This is a genomic window from Bradyrhizobium sp. RT6a (assembly GCF_040547675.1).
Taxonomy (GTDB): Bacteria; Pseudomonadota; Alphaproteobacteria; order Rhizobiales; family Xanthobacteraceae; genus Bradyrhizobium.
Map to the genome: position 1 here is coordinate 106,190 of NZ_JBEPQC010000001.1, position 16,710 is coordinate 122,899.

Here is a 16,710-nt window from a genome sequence, read left to right on the forward strand (position 1 = left end):
GCATCGTGACAATTGCGTACCCGCCTTCCGCGCCGGGATCTCGCCTGGCGGCCCTGCTTCGTTGACCTCTCCCTGTCCGTCCCCTCCGAAAGCTCTCGTCGCATGTCCTTCCTGAACATCAATGCCACGCTCCCCGAGAAGGGCCGTGACCTCAGGCTCGACCTGTTTCGCGGCATTGCGAACTGGGCGATCTTCCTCGACCATATCCCCGACAACGTGGTGAACTGGATCACCACCCGCAATTACGGCTTTTCCGACGCCGCCGATCTGTTCGTCTTCATCTCCGGCTACACCGCCTCCTTCGTCTATGCACGGATGATGCTTGAGCGCGGCTTCCTGGTCGGCGCCACGAGGCTGACCAAGCGGGTCTGGCAGCTCTACGTCGCCCACATCATTCTGTTCGTGATCTACATCGCCTCGATCAGCTATCTGGCGCTGCGCTTCGGCGATTCCGAGATGATCAACGAGTTCAACGTCGCCGGCCTTGTCGACAACGCCACCGAGACGCTGCGCCAGGGCCTGTTCCTGCGCTTCAAGCCGCTCAATCTCGACGTGCTGCCACTCTACATCGTGCTGATGGGGCTGTTTCCGCCGGTGCTCTGGTTCATGCTGCGCAAGCCGGACCTGACGATGGCACTATCCATCGTGCTGTGGCTGACAGCGCGCCATTTCGGTTTGAACCTGAACGCCTATCCGGCCGGACAGTGGTACTTCAACCCGTATGCCTGGCAGGTGCTGTTCGTGTTCGGCGCCTGGTGCGCCCTGGGCGGCGCGCGGCGCTCGATGACGTTGATCAACGCGCCGGTCACGCTGTGGCTCTGTCTCGGTTACATGCTGTTCGCGCTGATCATGACCATGGCCGGCCGCTTCCCGACCCTCGGCGGCATGTTCCCGGAATGGCTGTTCTCGGCGTTCAATCCGAACGACAAGACCAACCTCGCGCCCTACCGCTTCATCCACTTCGTCGTGATCGTGATCCTGGTGATCCGCTTCGTGCCGAAGGACTGGCCGGGCCTGGAATGGAAAGGGTTCGACCCCATCATCGTGTGCGGCCAGCAGTCGCTCGCCGTGTTCTGCGTCGGCGTGTTCCTGTCCTTCGTCGGTCATTTCGAGCTGTCGATGAGCTCGGGCTCGCTGCTCGCGCAGATCTTCGTCAGCGTCGCCGGCATCGCGATCATGACGACGGTGGCCTATTACATCTCCTGGTCGAAGAGGCAGGACAAGCCGCTGAAGCCGCCGCCGCCCAAGCCTGCGGCCGCAAAAGCAGGCTGAGCCGGGGACGCCTGGTTCTCCAGGCTCCGGTTAGTCCCCTGGGACTGTTTCGCTTGCCCGGGATCGGATTGACCTGCCTCAACCAAAGGCGGCGCCGGTCGGCCTAATGTCGCCGCGACGCACCCCGCCGCAGCGATGTCGGCGCCCTCCCTCCTCGGAAGGCCCAAGCACATGCCCTCTCATTTTCACGCCGTGGTATGGATCGACCATTCGCAGGCCCGGATCTTCCATCTCGGTCTGAGCGGCTCGGACGAAATCACGCTGCATCCGCAGCTGGCGACGCGTCATCTTCATCACAAGGCCAACGCGATCGGCAGCGGCCATGCCGCACCCGACAAGGCTTTCCTTGTCGAAGTGACCAAAGTCCTCGCCGATGCTGGCGAAATCCTGATCATCGGTCCGGCGAGTGGGAAGACGGAGCTTGCCAGCCACATTCGCGCACACGCGCCCAATATTGCCGAGCGGATTGCCGCGGTGGAGGCGGCCGATCATCCCTCCGACAACGAAATCGTCGCTTATGCAAAGCGTCACTTCAAGTTGCCGCTGCCGCGTGTGCAGACGCCGGGATCGGCCGCGAGCGAGAGGCATTCGAGTTAAGCGGCGTGGCCTGCTAGGCCGCCACTTCGCCGTCGTACTCGGTGAACTTCTTGTAGATCCAGTCGCGGCCGTCGTGGCGGCGCCAGACCTTGCCGTAAACCAGCTGGCCGTTGATCGAGCGGCGCGGCACGAACACGGTCCAGAGATGCCAGATCTCGGTCCAGCTCGCCTGCGGACCGATGGTTCGGACGTCGCGATCGAAAGACATGATGCAGAACTCACAGGATACGAGCGCTGCGACGAACTGTGATGTCGTGTGAGCACGAGTTTCAGGCAGCCATCGCGAGCCGGACCGATCTGATAACAGCCACTAAGGCGGCCGCAACAACCGCTCGCCCTTAACCTAACCGATCAACCTTACTTCCTGTGAGCGCGCGGCAAGACCGGTTGAAAGCGGTCGCCGATTTTCCTAGACTGTGTGCGATTTGAGAATGAGCGCGTCATTTTTTTGAGGGCGCGCGGTTATTTCCGGGCTGACGCGAATTTTTGAAAACTATTGATGGGCGGGGCCACCACGATGAATTTGCAATGTGCATGTCTGCGCTTGGCGCTGCGATCGACGCCGCCTGCGCCGCTCGCGAAGACGCCGGAGCAAGAGCCGCGGAAGGCCGCCAACGACAATCAGCTGGCCTGGCCATTCCTGCCGTTTCCGTTCGGCTGGTACGCGACGAACTGATGGTTGGAAAAGCGCAACGCCGCGCAAGCGGAATATCATCGCTTGGCGGCGTCCGTTAGGCATTGGGCGCTGAAATCCCCCAACACCTATATGTCTAGGGCGACGCCTAAAGGTTCGACAAAGTTTTACGATTTCCGCGCCGCCCGACCCGCCCAATGCCTTGAAAAATCGCGCGGAAGTCGCGTTGCGCAGAGAATGAGGGCCGAGGGTTTAGGAAGGCTTTTGGCAGCTCCCGGCATCGGCACTGAACGCGCGCCATGCTCGGCTGCTTGCGCTCTCGCTCGGATCTTCTGGCGCCTCGCCGAATGGCTGCTGTTCTGAGGTGCGGTTCTGACCCAACTCCGGACTGGTCGGGGCAGCTGGATTCGAACCAACGACCTGCAGTACCCAAAACTGCCGCGCTACCAGGCTGCGCTATACCCCGAATGTCCGGCGAGCCCCGTCGATACACGCTTCCCAAAGCGCCAGCAAGCCTTCCAAAGGCGCCAGCAAGCTTCCCAAGAGACCGCCAGGACGGGAGCAATAGCTCCCTTCCCGCCTACTTGCTGCCGAACAGCGGGTGGCCGACGCGGTCGCCGGCGCGGATTCCATATTTCTGCGCCGTTCCCGCCACCACCTCCAGAACGGCCCGCGCGGGCCCCCTGGATGAGATGATCTTTGTCGACATCGGCTCGGTATTTTCGGCGATGCGCAGGATGCGGCCGTCGGCGCGAATGAAGATCATGTCGAGCGAGACGTAGGTGTTCTTCATCCACATCGACACCTCCTGCTCGGGATTGAAGTCGAACAGCATGCCTTTTCCGTCCGCCAGTTCCTTACGGTACATCAGGCCGGTCTGCTTCTCCTCCTCGGTCGTCGCGATCTCGACCGAGAACACCTGCACGCCGTTCCTGGTGACGATCTCGAGCGGCTGGAAGCTGGCGGCGCGGACGGGCGCGCTCGCAACGGCAGAACTGGCGATGACGAGGATGGCGGCAAGCCAGCCCTTCGCAACCGCGAAGACGGCCTTTCGATCGAAATTCATGAATGGCACTCGAGGCGTGGGACTGGACCAGTCCTTACGCGGCAGCCTCCGGAAAAGCCAGAGGCGCGCCGGCCAGCCAGCGCACTCCTGCTCACGATCGCGGGAAATGGATCAGTGGGATGAGACCGGCGATCCCGTCTCGGGATGGATCTCGGCCGCCATCATGCCCTTGGAGCCGGGCCCGAAGCGGACCAGGACATACTGGCCGGGCCGCAACTCGGTCATGCCGAAGCGGCGCAGCGTCTCCATGTGCACGAAGATGTCGGGCGTGCCCTCGCCGCAGGTCAGGAAGCCGAAACCGCGCAGCCGGTTGAACCATTTGACCTGGGCCCGTTCCAGCCCGCTGGTCGCCGTCACCGTGACATGGGTGCGCGGCGGCAGCATCTGCGCCGGATGGATCGCAGTCGACTCGTCCATCGAGACGACACGAAACGCCTGGTAGCCCTTGGCCCGCTGGATGCACTCGACGACGATGCGGGCGCCCTCATAGGCGGTCTGGAAGCCGTCGCGCCTAAGCACGGTAACGTGCAGGAGCACGTCGGGCCAGCCATTGTCGGGAACGATGAAGCCGTAGCCCTTTGAGGCATCGAACCATTTGATGACGCCGTGAACCTCGACGAGGTTGGCGCTGCTCTCTCCAAGTCCGGTGAACGGACTGAGAGCGCTGTCGCGACCGCCACCGCCGTGTTCGCCCACGGCGGGAACTCCGACCTTCTTGGACTCAAATCCGTCCGACGACCCCATAACCCCGGACCCCACACATGCCATGCAACCCGCCTGAATGGCGGCGCCGAATCACGCGTCTTTAGAGAATCTTCTCAACTGGACGCGACGCGAATCTTTCGACTCAAAAGATAACACTCCCGGTTGCGACGCATAGACAAAAAAGAGATTCGGCGGAACCTATGAACAGCTTGCACAGCCGCGAATCAAATTGCTGCCTCAATTAGCGACAAAGGGCCCGAGCGTTTCGCCGATGTCGTGGCGGATCACGAGGTCGGCGATGTCGTCCTGCTCGGTCGGCTCGCGATTGACGATCACCAGGCGCGCACCTGATTCCTTCGCCATCATCGGAAAGCCCGCGGCCGGCCATACCACCAGCGAGGAACCGATCGCGATGAAGAGATCGCAGGCTTGCGACAGCGCGGTCGCGCGCTGCATCTCGTCCTCAGGCATCGTCTGGCCGAAGGAGATCGTGGCGGTCTTCACTGGCTCGTCGCACACGGTGCAGTTGGGCGCGGCGCCCTCCTCGGCGAAGCGGCGCTTCACCCAATCAAGCGGATAGGCCTGCCCGCATCCGATGCAGCGCGCATAAGTGGTGTTGCCGTGAAGTTCGATCACGTGGTCGCTCGCGACACCGGAGGCCTGGTGCAGATTGTCGATGTTCTGGGTGATGATCGCGGGAACCTTGCCGGCGCGGTAGAGCGAGGCGAGCGCGCGATGGCCCCGGCCGGGCCTCGCCGCCGCGAAGACCTCCTCCATCGCGAAGCGCCGGCGCCAGGATTCGTCGCGCGCCTCCTGGCTGGCGACGAACTCGTCGAACGGGATCGGGCGGTTGCGCGTCCAAATTCCGCCCGGCGAGCGGAAGTCGGGGATACCGCATTCGGTCGAGATGCCGGCGCCGGTGAACGGCACGATCCGTTTGGCTTCGGCGATCATGTCGCCGAGACGCTCGACGCCGCTGCGAAGATCCGATGCAATCAACGCGGCCTCCCGTTTTGCTTTGCCGTGTTGCCTAGTCGATTGGTTTCTCTGATTTGTTTTTGCGCTAGCTGCAACATGCGCAAGCGACAAGATTGTTGACGCTGTTATCCACTGCGGCACAAGGCGTAGTCGGCAATTTTTTCCGACCGTCGCTTATCACAATCCTGCAATGCCTCCTCCCCATTGACGCCCCAATCAGAAGCGCCAATGCATGTGTTGACGCGACTCAACGTGATTGCGGCGGCAGTGCTTGAGTTCAGTAGGACACATACTCACGTGCAGAGGGGATTTGACATGACCGAGGACGAACAACGCAAAATCCGCGAACGCGAAGAGATCGCCGCCCGTGTCGCCGCCTTCCGTGCCACCCAGGAAAAATTCAAACGCGAGCGTGACGAGTATTTCGTCTCGACGCTCGACAACGCTCGCAAGGTAGAGCGGCCCTCGCTCTGGCCGTGAACACACCAGATCACCAAGCATGAAAAGAGCCCGGAGCGTTGCTCCGGGCTCTTTCGTTCGTTCAGCCGTTACCAGTGGCGGTAATAATGGTGGCGGCGGTAGTACGGTCCATCGCCGTAATAGGCGTACGGACCAGGGCCGTAAGCGTAGGCCGGGCGGCCATAGTAGCCATACCCCGGACCATAGCCGTAGCCATAAGGATGGGACGCGGCAACAGCGCCCGCAGTGATCGCGCCGGCGGCGAGGCCGAATGCGAGGCCCGGACCGATGCCGCGGCCGCGCGCCTCGGCGGGCGCAGGCGCCGCGATCGTGGTCACGCCGACGGCCGCAACGGTAGCCAGAACTGCCAGTGTCTTCCTGATCATAAATGTCCTCCTTCGTATCTCGCACAGACAACGCCCGCGCGTTGCGATGGTTGCGCGTAAGCCTGTGGAACCGAGCTCGGAATAAATGCGACCGTGCATGGAACGGGGACGCGTTCCGCGAATTGCATCTTCGAGTGCGGAAGCCTCCGCCATCCGGTTGAGGCAACAGCACGAAGACCCCGTCAGCATCACCGATGCTGGCGGGGTTTTCAGTTTCACGCACAGCATTGGCAATGCACCACAATTGCTGCCAAAGGGGAGCGCCGAGGAGGATAAAGTGCCGATATCCAAATTGCTGGCCCGTATCCGCAGGCTCGTTCCCAAATCAGGCGATCAGCATTACGACGAGATCGTCCGCAATTTCGGTGTCGGCACGCTGCGCCCGCCGCCGACGCCGATGAGCGACGGCGAACTGGCGCGGGCCATTGCCGAGTTCCTTAGGGAACAGCCGTCGAGCGAGTCCGTAGGCGCCCTCGGCCGGCGGCTCGACCCCACCACGCCGCTTTGAGGTGCCGTTCTTCCGGTTCGGGAACATGCGCTTCGCGCGCACGTTGGCGTAGCCTTCAAGGAGAAAAGAGGCCCCCATGCCCGTTTGGCTCGAAGTCTTGCTCAACCTGTCCGGCTATGCCGGCTTCGTGGCGCTCGCCTCACACGGCACCGCGTGCCCGGGCAATTCCGCCGACCATCAGATCTCCGGCGACGACCGCTAGTTCGCGTGCGGCGCCTGGCCCGCAGTCCGCATCAGCCTGTCGGCCTTGACCGCGACACGCGTGTCCTCGAGCTGCGGCCGCAGCGAGAAGCTGATCACCACGAAAGCCAGACAAAAGAGCATGCCGACGATGGCGACCCGCCGGTAGGTGTGGCGGTCGCCCTGATAAAAGCTCGGTTCTGAAAAAGGTGTCATGAATTCGTTCTTGGCAAAATTGCTTGTTGGTAAAGTCGCTTATCGCAAAGTCTTCGCCAGACACCTATCGCAAGTGGCGGCAAGCGCAACGCGATTGCGCTTTTAACCTAACCGAATAGGGTTATCGGCTTCGCGGCAAGCTTCCATTAGGAGTTCGCCAAGCGTCTTCAGAACAAGCGTCTTCAGAACACGCGTCTTCAGAACTCGGCGAGCCGCTTCAGGCTTGCGCGAAAGCCGAGGCCTTGTGCTAATTCGCCGTCCGGCTTTGTTCCAGCTTCGCCTTTCGTTCTCGAAGAACGAATCGGAATCGCGGAAATCGGCGCGAAGCAAGCCTTAAGAATTCGTTTGCACGCAAACGAGCGACGTCGCCAGCCATCGCGCGCTCACATCGCGTCTTCGGATTTCGAGCGCGGTGGCACTTGCGGCACCGATGGCCTGCCTTTGCGCAAGCGCGGGTGCCGATCGTACCAAAACACTTTTGCGATCTCGGCGAACATCTCGAGAAACCAGCACGCATCCATGTCGCGTCTCCCTCGCCTGATCTCGTAGCGAGAACACGCGGACGGGACAGTGCGAAGCATCACGCTGGCTTGGTTAGGAAGCGCGTGTCCCGCATCGACACAGAAGGTACGGCTTGTTCTGCATCCGACTCCATTTCGTTCGCAAAGAACGAATCGGAGTCGAGGAATCAGCGCAAAACGATTCCTAACGATCGGTGAAGGCGGGCGCGATTGCCCTTATCATTGACGCAGTGCGACGCCCATCACGCCGCTCGCTTCACCGTGTCGTTCCCCGACAGGCCCTTCTCCGAAAAGCATTCGAGGATCTGGATGCGGAGTTCTTCCGCGGCCGGGCCCTCGAGCTTCCTGAGCTGATTCCAGAGCCTGATCACTTCGCGTTGTTTCTCGACAGTCATGGGCACCTCCAAAAGAATGGTCACTTCCAAAACCGATGCCTCACTAGAACAAAATAGGAACAAAAAGTCCAGCCCCCTGCCCGCGAAATTCGCTGGGCACATCGCCTTGAGTCTTCCGCGCGCCGGCGCGGTTGCTTTTTGGGTTTTCAACCTTAAGTTCGAGCCACGGCCGGCGGCCCGGCGCTGAAATCCCATCGCCGCCAGCCAAGAAGGCCCCGTGCGAAAGCGCGGGGTTTTTCTTTGGGGAACGCGCCATCGCCGTCCCCGTTAGTCATTCCGGAGCGAGGGACCGTGACCAGAAAATTCTACGCCGTCGAAGTGGTGCGTCAGATCGAGGAGACCGTGGAGATCATGGTCGAAGCGCCGGACCAGACCGCCGCACATGATGCAGCGCTTGCGCACCTGAAGGCGCGCGGCTCAGAATATCAGTGGCTCAATCCCAAATGCGATCTCGTCGTCTGGCGCGAGCGCCAGGTCGATACCCCGGCGATCATCGACGTGTCCGTGTCGCCGGACTAGCGGCCGGAACGAATTTACCCGGCTCGCGTTGTCAATTCGAATTCAGTGGTGCTGGCGGCATGTCGCAACGCGGCCGGCCAGCTTGAAGAACCCCGGTCCCTAAGCCCGGGGTTTTTCTTTGAGGCGACTCCATTCGAACGGTGGCCGAACAGCAAAGCAGCCACCCGGGTGTTACGCCGGGTGGCTGCTTTGAGAACTGTCAACGCTCGCCTCTGTTCGCCTCTTAGACCAGCATGTCAGACCGGCAAATTGTCGGTCATCCCGGGCGGCACTTCGCCTTGCTTGGTCCGCTCGGCGAGAAGCTCCTTTTCGGCTTCGTACCAGAAGGTGTCCATCGTGCCCGCGGGCTCGCCGGCCTCCTTCCAGAGGTGATAGGCCCGGTTTCGAATCTCTTCTTCGCTGAGACCAGTCATGTGATTTCTCCCTTTCGGAAGCAAAGCCTGACGACGCCCGAGAGTTCCCTAAGAGAGTTCCTTATTGGTTCGGCACAAGCAAGCAGTCATTGCAGTACGTCGCGGCAGCACTCCGCGAAAAGGAGCCTCCGCAACGAAACCGCGAACCCTTAGCGAACTCTTAGACGGAGTCCTTGGCCACCTTCAGCGGCGAGGCCTTCACCGACTTGCTCGCCGGCTTCGCCGCGAACTGCATCGGCTCCTTGGTGAAGGGATTGACGCCCATGCGGGCTTCGGTCGCCGGCTTGTTCACCACCGACATCTTCACGAAGCCTGGAATGACGAACTCGCCGGACTCGTTGAGCTCCTTGTAGCCGACCGTCGCCATGTACTCGATGACCGACTTCACGTCGTTCTTCGACAGCTGCGTGCCCTCGGCAATTGCATCAATCAACTGAGTCTTGGTCATCTTCGCCATGTCTGAATTTCCTTCTGTGCGCGCGAGCAGGCTTTGCTCAGGACGCGGTCCAACCGCGCAACGCGCTTCTGATTCATGCCAACTTTCATGAAGTGACGGGGCTTAGAACCCATCGACGCCCAAAACGCAAGCAGGGGGTTCGGCGGGGGGCCGGACGCCGTGGGAAAGATGCCGCAGCCTGCGCCGTTTTCGCCTTGAACCATTTTCTCCCTGAGGCGTCTAACTCTTTGAAGTCCCCAAGCTTCACCCCCATCAGAGAGCCCCGCTTCCCCCAGGCGGGGCTTTCGCCTTTTCCGGGGACCCGGCCACGCAATTTCGATCCAGCCGGGCCCCGAGGTCTGCGCCTGGGCCGCGCGGATGACCGTCACAAGGCAGGTTCTCTTTTCCGGCCATCTCCTGCATAATGCGGCATGGCAAAAACAAAAGTGACCTTCAAAACCGTCCGCATTGCAGACAACGACTGGAAAATCCTGGCGGATTACCCGGACAGCGAACAGCGCGAAATCAAGGGCTTCACCAGCAAGGCAGATGCGGACGACTGGATCAACGGCGACCGCAAGATCGCGTGGCTCCGCTCCCAGGGATACGCCAAATAGCGGATACGCCAATAGCGCGTGCAAGTAACACGCGCCTAAGTTACGCGCGCATCGTGTGACGCCCGTATGGGCATGCGCGCTTAGTCCCTCCCCGCTCCAGATGTTCTTCCCGTGCCGGCGCGTTGTCGAGCAGGCGGCGACGCCCGCGCGTCTATCGCTTACCTGGTCGAGAAACCTGTGGCCGGGCATGTGCCGTTGAGACTTCAGTAACCTAACGCCTCCAAGCTCCTCTCAGTATCGTTGCGTTGGAGTACCCACAGTGCTGGATTTTAACGAGCTGCGTGAACTCGCAGCCGATGTTCGCGTGTTCGTCGACATTGCCGAAGACAAGGCCGAAGCGCTTCGCGCCGTCATCACGGCCTATGACGTGGTGCTCGCGATCTTCCCGTCCGGAGAGGGCATGGGCCTCCACGTCATCAAGGGCGGCGAGATCCTGGACCATATTGCAAAATCACGAACCCATGCGAGCTACAGCCACACGGCCATCGCGGTTCCGGACCTGGAGCATGCGGAAGTGCTCAAGCACCTGACGGGCCCGGCCGACCAGCGCATTGCGGCCTAGTGGGTTTTCACGCGAAGTCGATAGCGGTCCGCGCGCAGACGAGAATTTTTGCACTCCGGAACGCCCTCTTTTAGGAACACGGCTGCTGCGCTCCCGTTGGCCCACGCAACCAACCAGGAGTTTGAGATGAAGAAGCTCATCATTGCGACCGCCGCCCTCGGCCTCATGTGCGGCTCCGCCTTTGCGCAGAACCAGACCGGCCCCGCCGCGCAGACCGACAACATGCAGAAGCCCGGCATGACCAACACGGACAAGGGCACGATGAGGAGCGGCACGACCGGCATGAGCCATGACGGCATGAGCAAGGGCGGAACGGTGAGGCCCGACGCCTCCGGCCAAGGTGGCTCCGGCCCCGGCAGCGATCAGGGCGGTACCAAGACCCGCAGCAACATGAAGTAAGCCGGTTTCCTGTACGGCTTGTTCCCGGCCGCGTCGCTCCCACAAGGCGGCGCGGCCATTTCATGACGCGGTTTTTTTGAACCTGTCGCGAATGCACTCCTCACAATCCCGCGCGCGCCGGAACGGTCAGGTCTCGCCGCGAGTTGCCCCATCTCCAGCAAGGAGATCGTCATGAGCGTTGAAGGTAAAGTGAAGGAAGGCGCCGGGTTCATCAAAGAAGAGATGAACGAACACGGCAAATCCCCCGAGAGTCAGAAGAAGGCTCAGGAAGGTCGCCACTTGCGCAACGAAGGCCGGATCGAAGACGGCAAGCCGCCAAAGACGACGAAGCCCGGCACCGGTCACTAGATCGCGTTTCGAAACCCCGTTTGGTGAAAGCCGCCCCTGGTCATGTCAGGGGCGGTTTTCACGTTCATGACCAGCCGACACGTGCCCACGCGATCTTCCGAAGCTCCGATCTTCCGAAGGTGCGGCCTACAAAGATAGCGGGCGGCTCGAACCAAGCAGCGCAATGGCTGGTAGAACGCTTCGGCTGTTGTATGGTCGAACGTTTCTTGTGAGGGGCTGATGAAGATCGCCATTGTTATCGTCGGTTTGATCGTCGTTGCTGCTGCCGTTCTCGTCTCGGTACAGCCCGGCTTCCTGAAGCCTGCGTCTCTGGCACTCGTGAAGAAGTCCGACATTCTCGGCTTTTCGCCCGGCATGACATTCGACGAGACCAACAAGCTCATCACGCAACGTCGCTACCGCTGCCGTCAGCTTCGCGATTCCTACGTCCTCGAATGCGCAGTCGACGGCGCCAAGGTCACGATCTTTGCCAACGACGTCGACCCCAAGAATCCGGACCCCAAACATCCCATCTGGCGCGTCAATGCGGAGTTGAGCAATCCGGGGCCCCAAGACGCTGCTTCCAAAGACGCTGCCGTCAAATCGATATCCGACCAGTTCAACGCCCAGCCAACCCGGGACGCCGGGGACGCCCGGGAGGAATGGATATGGACCGTCGGGCGTGGGCTGAAGCTGAGCTACGACGGCGCCGCCTTCAAGCTCGTGGACGAAGCCGAGGAAATCAGGCGTGCCAAGCAGGAAGCAAAGCGCTAGCGAGCGCTCCTGTGGTCGTGCCTTTGATGAATTGCACAGCAGTCTATCCGCCTGAGACATGTCTCATTCCAGCGCATCCAACAGCCATCTATCGCATCCGCGCAACTGTTCCTTAATGGGTTTCCCGCCTAGATTGCGCTATCCTGAAATGAACGTGGCGGGGCTTGGTGCGGATCTTCGCGGGTGTACAGGCGATGCGCGGGGTCGCTGCGCTGTCGGTGGTCTGCGGACACGCAATCAGTGCGCGACCCGATATGGTCGGGCCGGACCTTGCCGAGGGCGCGCTGACGATCCTTGCGAGCGGCGTCGACATCTTCTTCGTGATCTCCGGCTTCATCATCGCGACCACGGCGGCGGCACAACACAACCCGCTGGATTTCGCTTTCAGACGAGCCCTCCGAGTTTTTCCGCTCTATTGGCTGGTGTTGCTGGCGGCGTTTGTCAGCTCCTCCTGGATCGCGCTGGCACCGGGCGACCGCCCCGCCCTCGACCTCGGAACCATCTTCGCATGGACCTATCCGAACTGGTACCTTGCGCCGGCATGGTCGCTGGCTTTCGAACTGCACTTCTATGTTGCCGTCGCCGTCGTCCTGGCGATCAAGCCGGACCGGCTGTTCGAGATCTTGTTCGCGGGATTCGGCCTGGTCATTCTTGCTCTCGTCTTCGGCCTTGAGCTCGGGATCTACTTCCATCCGCTGGTGCTGGAATTCGGTGCCGGCGTTGTCATCGCCTATCTCCAGAGAAGCGGACGATTGCGCTTTTCGCGCCGCGTCCCAGCCGTTTCCGCGGGCCTGTTCGTGGCCGGCTGGTACTGGATTTTCGTGCACGGTGCGATCGACGCGCAGTTCGCGCGCGTCCTGACCTATGGCCTCGGCGCGGGATTGCTGATCCATGCTGTGGTCGCCGTCGAGATCGAAGGACGATCCTTCTCACCGGTCCTGCAATGGCTCGGCAAGATTTCGTACTCGCTCTATATCGTCCATTATCTGGTGGTGAAATGGATCGCCAGCTTTGACGGACTGTGGCTTCTATCGACCGTCGGCACAGTCATCGCCGGCATCCTGCTCTCCATCGGTCTCGCCGCCGCCTTGCACGTCGCCGTCGAGGCACCGATCCTCGATTGGGGGCGCAAGGCAAGTCGCAAGATAAGTCTGATGCGCAGACGCCGAACGATGCCGGCCGTTTCCTGATCATTCCCGACGCTCGATTCCGGTCGCCGGCCACGAACAAACAAGGAACAAAAAGCGCGAGCCGGCATTGAACCTGAAAAGGAGAGATCGCCATGGCTGACAGGATCGCTGACAACACACAAAAGGATCCGAAGGATTGGGTCTCCGGCGACGACCCGATGACCGGTGCCCAGGAATCCTATCTCAAGACCCTCGCCGAGCAGGCCCACAAGGAGCTCCCCAAGGAGGATCTGACCAAGGCAGAGGCGTCAGAGCTGATCGACACGATGCGCCAGAAGGCCGGGCTCGAGAAATAGACGGCTTCAGCATTTCGAACCACGGGAGACGGGCGGCGGCTGACAGGAAGGCCGCCGCCGATTTTCGCGAAGCGCCAATTTGCGGCAGCTAAACGCCAACCAGAGGCCGTCATGGGCCATTGAAGGCATCGATGCTGGCGAAGAGCACCGCGATCACGCAGTCAACTGCGCGTCACCGTAATTCGCAATTCCCGTCGGATGGGCGAATATCCGGCATCACGGTCATTGCCGGATCACTTCGGCAGACCACGAATTGCCAGCTTGGCGACCGTAACAACGACGAAGGCAACCGCCCCGTAAACGATGGCATTCACGGCCCAAGTGATGGCGACGCCCAAGAAAACCGAACTGCCGACAGCTCCCCAGAAAAGGTAAGCTGCAGATATGCCCGGCATCTCCCATGCCATCACAGCGATGGAGTAGTCGGTGAGCTGCTCCATCACGAGCAGCACCGCCGAGACGAGCGCCCCGATTGCCAGTGCGGTGATGAGAACCGATTTCATTGTCTTCAAAGCCCCAACAGCCCCATCAGTATCGGAATCATAAAAAACGCTGCCAGACCGAGGAGACCTCCTACGGCAACCTTCACCCAACGCCGTTGAATTTTCGGCTCGAGCCACGTCCCCAGTTTGGCCCAGAGCGCATACGCCCATCCAGCAACAATCGAGCGGATCAATGCGAACAGAAGCTCGCCTAAAATATTGGCCATGGCCGTTAGTCGCGTCATCTTCGGGAGGAGTTCATCTGCCAGCCGCTATCGGGACGACGAAAGCGGCGGCATAAACACTTGCTTTTCAAAAGGATGTCGTTGGAAGCCGCATAGGTAAGTGGAGGCCCGGCAAGCCTCGCGCAGATCGCATAACAGTACAACGCAAGTCGAACTATTTAGACCGGTTTCCAAACTTGATTTTGAGAGGCAATTGAATGTGTCATTGGCTTCTTGTCAATTTTCGGCGCGTTACACGCCGGGTTTGACCAGTTCGCAGCTCCACGTGCTGTCACCGTTTTCCTATTGGTCACGTGCTTTGGTGCGGTTGCTTCAGCCCTGTAGTGAAAAATGCCCACGCGAAAGAAGAGCGTGATCGGGACTAATCATCGTCCTTCTTTATCACCCAAGCGCCTTGTGGGGCGGTCAAAGAATCAAGAAGATGCTTCTCTTCATCGCCAATCGGACGCCAAAGGTAGAAGCTTTGTTTCGACCAACAAGGCCGAATTCAAATGAAGGCGGAGCGTCGGGGGCGATTTTCAGCTGCGGAACGATGACGTGATTATCCTTCTGCAGAAGATCCAGCACTTTACCATTTTGGATCGAGTGAGCGTGGATTGCTTCCTTTTCGCAGTCCATGCTGTAGTGCAGGCAGCGGTTATAGTTCACCTTTCGCAGGTCGAAGAACTTCTTTAGTGCCGCGCCGTCGACTAACCCTTTTTTCGCAGGCGCGATCGGCCTTTGTACGAATGAGCGCCTCTTACTATGGTGCGTCTTGCGCGGGCGATGCTCCCTATGGCTGCGGCGTCCCTTGGACATTCCCACCTCCCAAAAGCTCAGCGTTACCACAGGGTGTAAGAACCAACTAGCTCACGCGTTCGGAACCTCGGTTATCTGACGCCCGGCTTCGGCGCTCCCTTCGCTACCGCCCACGGGGCGTTTAGGTACTGCTCCGACTGAATCGGGCTACGGCCGCCGAAGGTGGTGCTGCACAATCCAAATGCAGATTGTAGGGCCCAAGCACCGGTGACACGCAATTGACGCGCGCCCCCTGCCGCTTGTCGCATTTTGCTGCTATTCATCGCCCCCGGCCCAAACAAAAACCCTCCATCAGGGAGCAACAACCATGCGATACCTCCACACCATGCTGCGCGTGCGCAATCTCGATGTCGCGCTGAAGTTCTACCAGGATGCGCTGGGGCTGAAGGAGGTGCGGCGGATCGAGAACGATAAGGGGCGTTTCACGCTGGTGTTCCTGTGCTCGTCGGACGATCTCGAGGCACTCAAGAAGCAACCGCAGACGCGCGGCGCGCCGCTGGTCGAGCTCACCTGGAATTGGGACGAGGAGAAGTATGGCGAAGACCGCTTCTTCGGCCATCTCGCCTATGAGGTCGACGACATCTACGCGACCTGCGAGAAGCTGATGAAGGCCGGCGTCACCATCAACCGTCCGCCGCGCGATGGCAACATGGCCTTCGTGCGCTCGCCCGATTTGCACTCGATCGAGATCTTGCAGAAGGGCGACCCGAAGCCTCCGCAGGAGCCGTGGTCGTCGATGCCCAACATCGGCCATTGGTAGAGCCTTTCCGCGGGAACCAGCCCCTGCCCCAAGCGTTCTCTCTTCGACAATGCAATTGGAGGAGGACGCGATGGGACGCGGAATTTTGTTGTGGATGTTGGGTGTGCCGATCCCGGTGATCATCTTGCTGTGGCTGTTCTTCGGCCGCTGATCGCCTGACCAGCTTTACCTTGCAATGAAAGCTCCGCCTCGGGCGGAGCTTTTTGCATGCCGACCCTTTTTGCATGCGGACCTTTTTGCATGAGAGGCTCGGCGCAATCGCGCATCGCTCGCGGCGGCGGATTCCGCTATCACCCGCGACACCAAGAAACGCCTGGGGAGGATGACGTGCCGGAGCAAAAACTGACGATCTGGGGCCGCGCCAATTCGGTCAACGTGCAGAAAGTTCTGTGGTGCCTCACCGAGCTCGGCCTGGCTTACGAGCGCATCGACGCCGGCATGGCCTTTGGCAAGACCCGCGAGGCCGACTATCTCGCGATGAACCCCACTGCGCGCATCCCGACGCTGGTCGAGGGCGATTTCACGCTGTGGGAATCCAATTCGGTCATGCGCTATCTCTGCCTTGCGCACGGGCGCGGCACGCCGATCTATCCCGAGGCGCCGAAGCTGCGCGCCAGCGTCGACCGCTGGCTCGACTGGACGCTGTCGATGGTGCAGCCGGTCGACCGCCCGGTGTTCTGGGGCATCGTGCGCACGGCGCCCGCCGAGCGCGACATGATCCAGGTGCAGAAGGATGCCGATGCCGCCGCCGAGGTCTGGGCCATCGCCGACCGCCTGCTCTCCACGCGCCCGTTCATGGACGGCGATGCGTTCACCCTCGCCGACATCGCGATCGGCGCCTATGCGAGGCGCTGGCTCGGCGTCGAGGGCATCACCCGGCCCGCGCAGCCGCATCTGACGCGCTGGCTCGCCGAGCTCGGCAAACGGCCCGGTTTTGCACAATTTGTGGCACCGCCGATGTCGTGAGCGGTGACG

At 60.9% G+C, this 16,710-nt stretch carries 27 protein-coding genes and 1 tRNA gene; 15 read left to right on the forward strand and 13 right to left on the reverse strand.

The genetic code is table 11. The annotated features are described in order from the left end of the window. Nucleotides 1–102: 102 nt before the first annotated feature. Together ABIC03_RS00510 and ABIC03_RS00515 are read left to right on the forward strand one after the other, a co-directional pair. Nucleotides 103–1,272 (forward strand): OpgC domain-containing protein, encoded by a 1,170-nt coding sequence (locus ABIC03_RS00510; protein WP_354054627.1) that lies wholly within the window; start codon nt 103–105, stop codon nt 1,270–1,272. Nucleotides 1,273–1,443: 171 nt separating this feature from the next. After that, entirely contained in the window at nt 1,444–1,869 is a 426-nt protein-coding gene (locus ABIC03_RS00515) for a translational machinery protein (RefSeq protein WP_275172645.1), read from the forward strand. A gap of 13 nt (nt 1,870–1,882) precedes the next feature. On the opposite strand, the gene ABIC03_RS00520 is transcribed toward ABIC03_RS00515, so the two are convergent. The 5 genes from ABIC03_RS00520 to ABIC03_RS00540 all read right to left on the reverse strand — a co-directional run bounded on the left by ABIC03_RS00520 (nt 1,883) and on the right by ABIC03_RS00540 (nt 5,273). Further along, complete coding sequence (locus tag ABIC03_RS00520; protein ID WP_275172646.1) at nt 1,883–2,077, reverse strand: hypothetical protein; 195 nt, start codon at nt 2,075–2,077, stop codon at nt 1,883–1,885. A gap of 815 nt (nt 2,078–2,892) precedes the next feature. Beyond that, nucleotides 2,893–2,969: transfer RNA gene (locus ABIC03_RS00525), tRNA-Pro, on the reverse strand. A 114-nt stretch (nt 2,970–3,083) separates the two neighbouring features. Beyond that, nucleotides 3,084–3,569: a DUF192 domain-containing protein gene (locus tag ABIC03_RS00530; protein WP_354054630.1), complete on the reverse strand. Its 486-nt coding sequence runs from the start codon at nt 3,567–3,569 to the stop codon at nt 3,084–3,086. Nucleotides 3,570–3,680: 111 nt separating this feature from the next. After that, entirely contained in the window at nt 3,681–4,313 is a 633-nt protein-coding gene (locus ABIC03_RS00535; protein WP_018457757.1) for a cold-shock protein, read from the reverse strand. Between the two features lie 198 nt (nt 4,314–4,511). Beyond that, nucleotides 4,512–5,273 carry an SIR2 family NAD-dependent protein deacylase gene (locus ABIC03_RS00540; protein WP_354054632.1) on the reverse strand — a complete coding sequence of 254 codons (762 nt, stop codon included), beginning with the start codon at nt 5,271–5,273 and terminating at the stop codon, nt 4,512–4,514. Between the two features lie 294 nt (nt 5,274–5,567). On the opposite strand from ABIC03_RS00540, the gene ABIC03_RS00545 reads away from it, so the two are divergent. Next, nucleotides 5,568–5,732, forward strand: a complete 165-nt coding sequence (locus tag ABIC03_RS00545; protein WP_007610153.1) for a hypothetical protein — start codon at nt 5,568–5,570, stop codon at nt 5,730–5,732. Between the two features lie 68 nt (nt 5,733–5,800). On the opposite strand, the gene ABIC03_RS00550 is transcribed toward ABIC03_RS00545, so the two are convergent. Then, a complete protein-coding gene (locus tag ABIC03_RS00550) occupies nt 5,801–6,097 on the reverse strand; it encodes a hypothetical protein (RefSeq protein ID WP_275174556.1) in 297 nt (98 codons plus the stop codon). Nucleotides 6,098–6,194: 97 nt separating this feature from the next. Between ABIC03_RS00550 and ABIC03_RS00555 the strand changes: the two genes are divergently transcribed. Together ABIC03_RS00555 and ABIC03_RS00560 are read left to right on the forward strand one after the other, a co-directional pair. Continuing rightward, nucleotides 6,195–6,605, forward strand: a complete 411-nt coding sequence (locus ABIC03_RS00555) for a hypothetical protein (protein ID WP_354054635.1) — start codon at nt 6,195–6,197, stop codon at nt 6,603–6,605. A gap of 76 nt (nt 6,606–6,681) precedes the next feature. Beyond that, nucleotides 6,682–6,807 (forward strand): hypothetical protein, encoded by a 126-nt coding sequence (locus ABIC03_RS00560; RefSeq protein ID WP_007610149.1) that lies wholly within the window; start codon nt 6,682–6,684, stop codon nt 6,805–6,807. On the opposite strand, the gene ABIC03_RS00565 is transcribed toward ABIC03_RS00560, so the two are convergent. Together ABIC03_RS00565 and ABIC03_RS00570 are read right to left on the reverse strand one after the other, a co-directional pair. Then, nucleotides 6,804–7,001 carry a hypothetical protein gene (locus ABIC03_RS00565; protein ID WP_354054637.1) on the reverse strand — a complete coding sequence of 66 codons (198 nt, stop codon included), beginning with the start codon at nt 6,999–7,001 and terminating at the stop codon, nt 6,804–6,806. The two genes, ABIC03_RS00560 and ABIC03_RS00565, sit on opposite strands and share 4 nt — an antisense overlap. Nucleotides 7,002–7,764: 763 nt before the next feature. Further along, nucleotides 7,765–7,917, reverse strand: a complete 153-nt coding sequence (locus ABIC03_RS00570; RefSeq protein ID WP_354054639.1) for a hypothetical protein — start codon at nt 7,915–7,917, stop codon at nt 7,765–7,767. A gap of 291 nt (nt 7,918–8,208) precedes the next feature. On the opposite strand from ABIC03_RS00570, the gene ABIC03_RS00575 reads away from it, so the two are divergent. Next, nucleotides 8,209–8,436 carry a hypothetical protein gene (locus ABIC03_RS00575; RefSeq protein ID WP_354054641.1) on the forward strand — a complete coding sequence of 76 codons (228 nt, stop codon included), beginning with the start codon at nt 8,209–8,211 and terminating at the stop codon, nt 8,434–8,436. 236 nt (nt 8,437–8,672) lie between these two features. On the opposite strand, the gene ABIC03_RS00580 is transcribed toward ABIC03_RS00575, so the two are convergent. Together ABIC03_RS00580 and ABIC03_RS00585 are read right to left on the reverse strand one after the other, a co-directional pair. Next, nucleotides 8,673–8,849, reverse strand: a complete 177-nt coding sequence (locus ABIC03_RS00580; RefSeq protein ID WP_007610132.1) for a DUF2934 domain-containing protein — start codon at nt 8,847–8,849, stop codon at nt 8,673–8,675. A 160-nt stretch (nt 8,850–9,009) separates the two neighbouring features. Then, nucleotides 9,010–9,306 carry an HU family DNA-binding protein gene (locus tag ABIC03_RS00585; RefSeq protein WP_007591377.1) on the reverse strand — a complete coding sequence of 99 codons (297 nt, stop codon included), beginning with the start codon at nt 9,304–9,306 and terminating at the stop codon, nt 9,010–9,012. A gap of 410 nt (nt 9,307–9,716) precedes the next feature. On the opposite strand from ABIC03_RS00585, the gene ABIC03_RS00590 reads away from it, so the two are divergent. The 7 genes from ABIC03_RS00590 to ABIC03_RS00620 all read left to right on the forward strand — a co-directional run bounded on the left by ABIC03_RS00590 (nt 9,717) and on the right by ABIC03_RS00620 (nt 13,450). Further along, complete coding sequence (locus ABIC03_RS00590; protein ID WP_007591378.1) at nt 9,717–9,902, forward strand: hypothetical protein; 186 nt, start codon at nt 9,717–9,719, stop codon at nt 9,900–9,902. A gap of 259 nt (nt 9,903–10,161) precedes the next feature. Further along, nucleotides 10,162–10,464: a hypothetical protein gene (locus tag ABIC03_RS00595; RefSeq protein ID WP_354054647.1), complete on the forward strand. Its 303-nt coding sequence runs from the start codon at nt 10,162–10,164 to the stop codon at nt 10,462–10,464. Between the two features lie 126 nt (nt 10,465–10,590). After that, on the forward strand, nt 10,591–10,863 hold the full coding sequence (locus ABIC03_RS00600; RefSeq protein WP_275174562.1) for a hypothetical protein: 273 nt from the start codon (nt 10,591–10,593) through the stop codon (nt 10,861–10,863). 171 nt (nt 10,864–11,034) lie between these two features. Continuing rightward, nucleotides 11,035–11,211, forward strand: coding sequence for a hypothetical protein (locus tag ABIC03_RS00605; RefSeq protein ID WP_354054650.1), 177 nt, complete (start codon nt 11,035–11,037; stop codon nt 11,209–11,211). A 219-nt stretch (nt 11,212–11,430) separates the two neighbouring features. After that, on the forward strand, nt 11,431–11,964 hold the full coding sequence (locus ABIC03_RS00610) for a hypothetical protein (RefSeq protein ID WP_354054652.1): 534 nt from the start codon (nt 11,431–11,433) through the stop codon (nt 11,962–11,964). Between the two features lie 167 nt (nt 11,965–12,131). Continuing rightward, entirely contained in the window at nt 12,132–13,154 is a 1,023-nt protein-coding gene (locus ABIC03_RS00615) for an acyltransferase family protein (RefSeq protein ID WP_354054654.1), read from the forward strand. A 92-nt stretch (nt 13,155–13,246) separates the two neighbouring features. Continuing rightward, a complete protein-coding gene (locus ABIC03_RS00620) occupies nt 13,247–13,450 on the forward strand; it encodes a DUF3072 domain-containing protein (protein WP_275174566.1) in 204 nt (67 codons plus the stop codon). 233 nt (nt 13,451–13,683) lie between these two features. Here the strand turns inward: ABIC03_RS00620 and ABIC03_RS00625 are convergent, their stop codons facing one another. From ABIC03_RS00625 to ABIC03_RS00635, 3 genes are all read right to left on the reverse strand, one after another. Then, nucleotides 13,684–13,953, reverse strand: coding sequence for a hypothetical protein (locus tag ABIC03_RS00625; protein ID WP_275174567.1), 270 nt, complete (start codon nt 13,951–13,953; stop codon nt 13,684–13,686). A gap of 5 nt (nt 13,954–13,958) precedes the next feature. Next, nucleotides 13,959–14,159: a hypothetical protein gene (locus ABIC03_RS00630; RefSeq protein WP_354054657.1), complete on the reverse strand. Its 201-nt coding sequence runs from the start codon at nt 14,157–14,159 to the stop codon at nt 13,959–13,961. A gap of 423 nt (nt 14,160–14,582) precedes the next feature. After that, nucleotides 14,583–14,975: a hypothetical protein gene (locus ABIC03_RS00635; protein ID WP_354054659.1), complete on the reverse strand. Its 393-nt coding sequence runs from the start codon at nt 14,973–14,975 to the stop codon at nt 14,583–14,585. Nucleotides 14,976–15,282: 307 nt separating this feature from the next. Here ABIC03_RS00635 and ABIC03_RS00640 point away from each other — a divergent pair, with 307 nt between their 5' ends. Both ABIC03_RS00640 and ABIC03_RS00645 read left to right on the forward strand, forming a co-directional pair. After that, nucleotides 15,283–15,735, forward strand: coding sequence for a VOC family protein (locus ABIC03_RS00640; RefSeq protein ID WP_027517781.1), 453 nt, complete (start codon nt 15,283–15,285; stop codon nt 15,733–15,735). Nucleotides 15,736–16,062: 327 nt separating this feature from the next. Next, nucleotides 16,063–16,701, forward strand: a complete 639-nt coding sequence (locus ABIC03_RS00645) for a glutathione S-transferase family protein (RefSeq protein ID WP_354054665.1) — start codon at nt 16,063–16,065, stop codon at nt 16,699–16,701. Nucleotides 16,702–16,710: the final 9 nt, after the last annotated feature.

What these genes read in the sequence shown, in the direction of transcription:
- ABIC03_RS00550 (WP_275174556.1), bottom strand. Translation starts at nt 6,097, where the DNA reads ATGATCAGGAAGACACTGGCAGTTCTGGCTACCGTTGCGGCCGTCGGC.
- ABIC03_RS00580 (WP_007610132.1), bottom strand. Translation starts at nt 8,849, where the DNA reads ATGACTGGTCTCAGCGAAGAAGAGATTCGAAACCGGGCCTATCACCTC.
- ABIC03_RS00590 (WP_007591378.1), top strand. Translation starts at nt 9,717, where the DNA reads ATGGCAAAAACAAAAGTGACCTTCAAAACCGTCCGCATTGCAGACAAC.
- ABIC03_RS00600 (WP_275174562.1), top strand. Translation starts at nt 10,591, where the DNA reads ATGAAGAAGCTCATCATTGCGACCGCCGCCCTCGGCCTCATGTGCGGC.
- ABIC03_RS00605 (WP_354054650.1), top strand. Translation starts at nt 11,035, where the DNA reads ATGAGCGTTGAAGGTAAAGTGAAGGAAGGCGCCGGGTTCATCAAAGAA.
- ABIC03_RS00620 (WP_275174566.1), top strand. Translation starts at nt 13,247, where the DNA reads ATGGCTGACAGGATCGCTGACAACACACAAAAGGATCCGAAGGATTGG.
- ABIC03_RS00640 (WP_027517781.1), top strand. Translation starts at nt 15,283, where the DNA reads ATGCGATACCTCCACACCATGCTGCGCGTGCGCAATCTCGATGTCGCG.
- ABIC03_RS00530 (WP_354054630.1), bottom strand. Translation starts at nt 3,569, where the DNA reads ATGAATTTCGATCGAAAGGCCGTCTTCGCGGTTGCGAAGGGCTGGCTT.
- ABIC03_RS00570 (WP_354054639.1), bottom strand. Translation starts at nt 7,917, where the DNA reads ATGACTGTCGAGAAACAACGCGAAGTGATCAGGCTCTGGAATCAGCTC.
- ABIC03_RS00625 (WP_275174567.1), bottom strand. Translation starts at nt 13,953, where the DNA reads ATGAAATCGGTTCTCATCACCGCACTGGCAATCGGGGCGCTCGTCTCG.
- ABIC03_RS00510 (WP_354054627.1), top strand. Translation starts at nt 103, where the DNA reads ATGTCCTTCCTGAACATCAATGCCACGCTCCCCGAGAAGGGCCGTGAC.
- ABIC03_RS00560 (WP_007610149.1), top strand. Translation starts at nt 6,682, where the DNA reads ATGCCCGTTTGGCTCGAAGTCTTGCTCAACCTGTCCGGCTATGCCGGC.
- ABIC03_RS00630 (WP_354054657.1), bottom strand. Translation starts at nt 14,159, where the DNA reads ATGGCCAATATTTTAGGCGAGCTTCTGTTCGCATTGATCCGCTCGATT.
- ABIC03_RS00635 (WP_354054659.1), bottom strand. Translation starts at nt 14,975, where the DNA reads ATGTCCAAGGGACGCCGCAGCCATAGGGAGCATCGCCCGCGCAAGACG.
- ABIC03_RS00515 (WP_275172645.1), top strand. Translation starts at nt 1,444, where the DNA reads ATGCCCTCTCATTTTCACGCCGTGGTATGGATCGACCATTCGCAGGCC.
- ABIC03_RS00555 (WP_354054635.1), top strand. Translation starts at nt 6,195, where the DNA reads ATGGAACGGGGACGCGTTCCGCGAATTGCATCTTCGAGTGCGGAAGCC.
- ABIC03_RS00535 (WP_018457757.1), bottom strand. Translation starts at nt 4,313, where the DNA reads ATGGGGTCGTCGGACGGATTTGAGTCCAAGAAGGTCGGAGTTCCCGCC.
- ABIC03_RS00610 (WP_354054652.1), top strand. Translation starts at nt 11,431, where the DNA reads ATGAAGATCGCCATTGTTATCGTCGGTTTGATCGTCGTTGCTGCTGCC.
- ABIC03_RS00565 (WP_354054637.1), bottom strand. Translation starts at nt 7,001, where the DNA reads ATGACACCTTTTTCAGAACCGAGCTTTTATCAGGGCGACCGCCACACC.
- ABIC03_RS00520 (WP_275172646.1), bottom strand. Translation starts at nt 2,077, where the DNA reads ATGTCTTTCGATCGCGACGTCCGAACCATCGGTCCGCAGGCGAGCTGG.
- ABIC03_RS00545 (WP_007610153.1), top strand. Translation starts at nt 5,568, where the DNA reads ATGACCGAGGACGAACAACGCAAAATCCGCGAACGCGAAGAGATCGCC.
- ABIC03_RS00585 (WP_007591377.1), bottom strand. Translation starts at nt 9,306, where the DNA reads ATGGCGAAGATGACCAAGACTCAGTTGATTGATGCAATTGCCGAGGGC.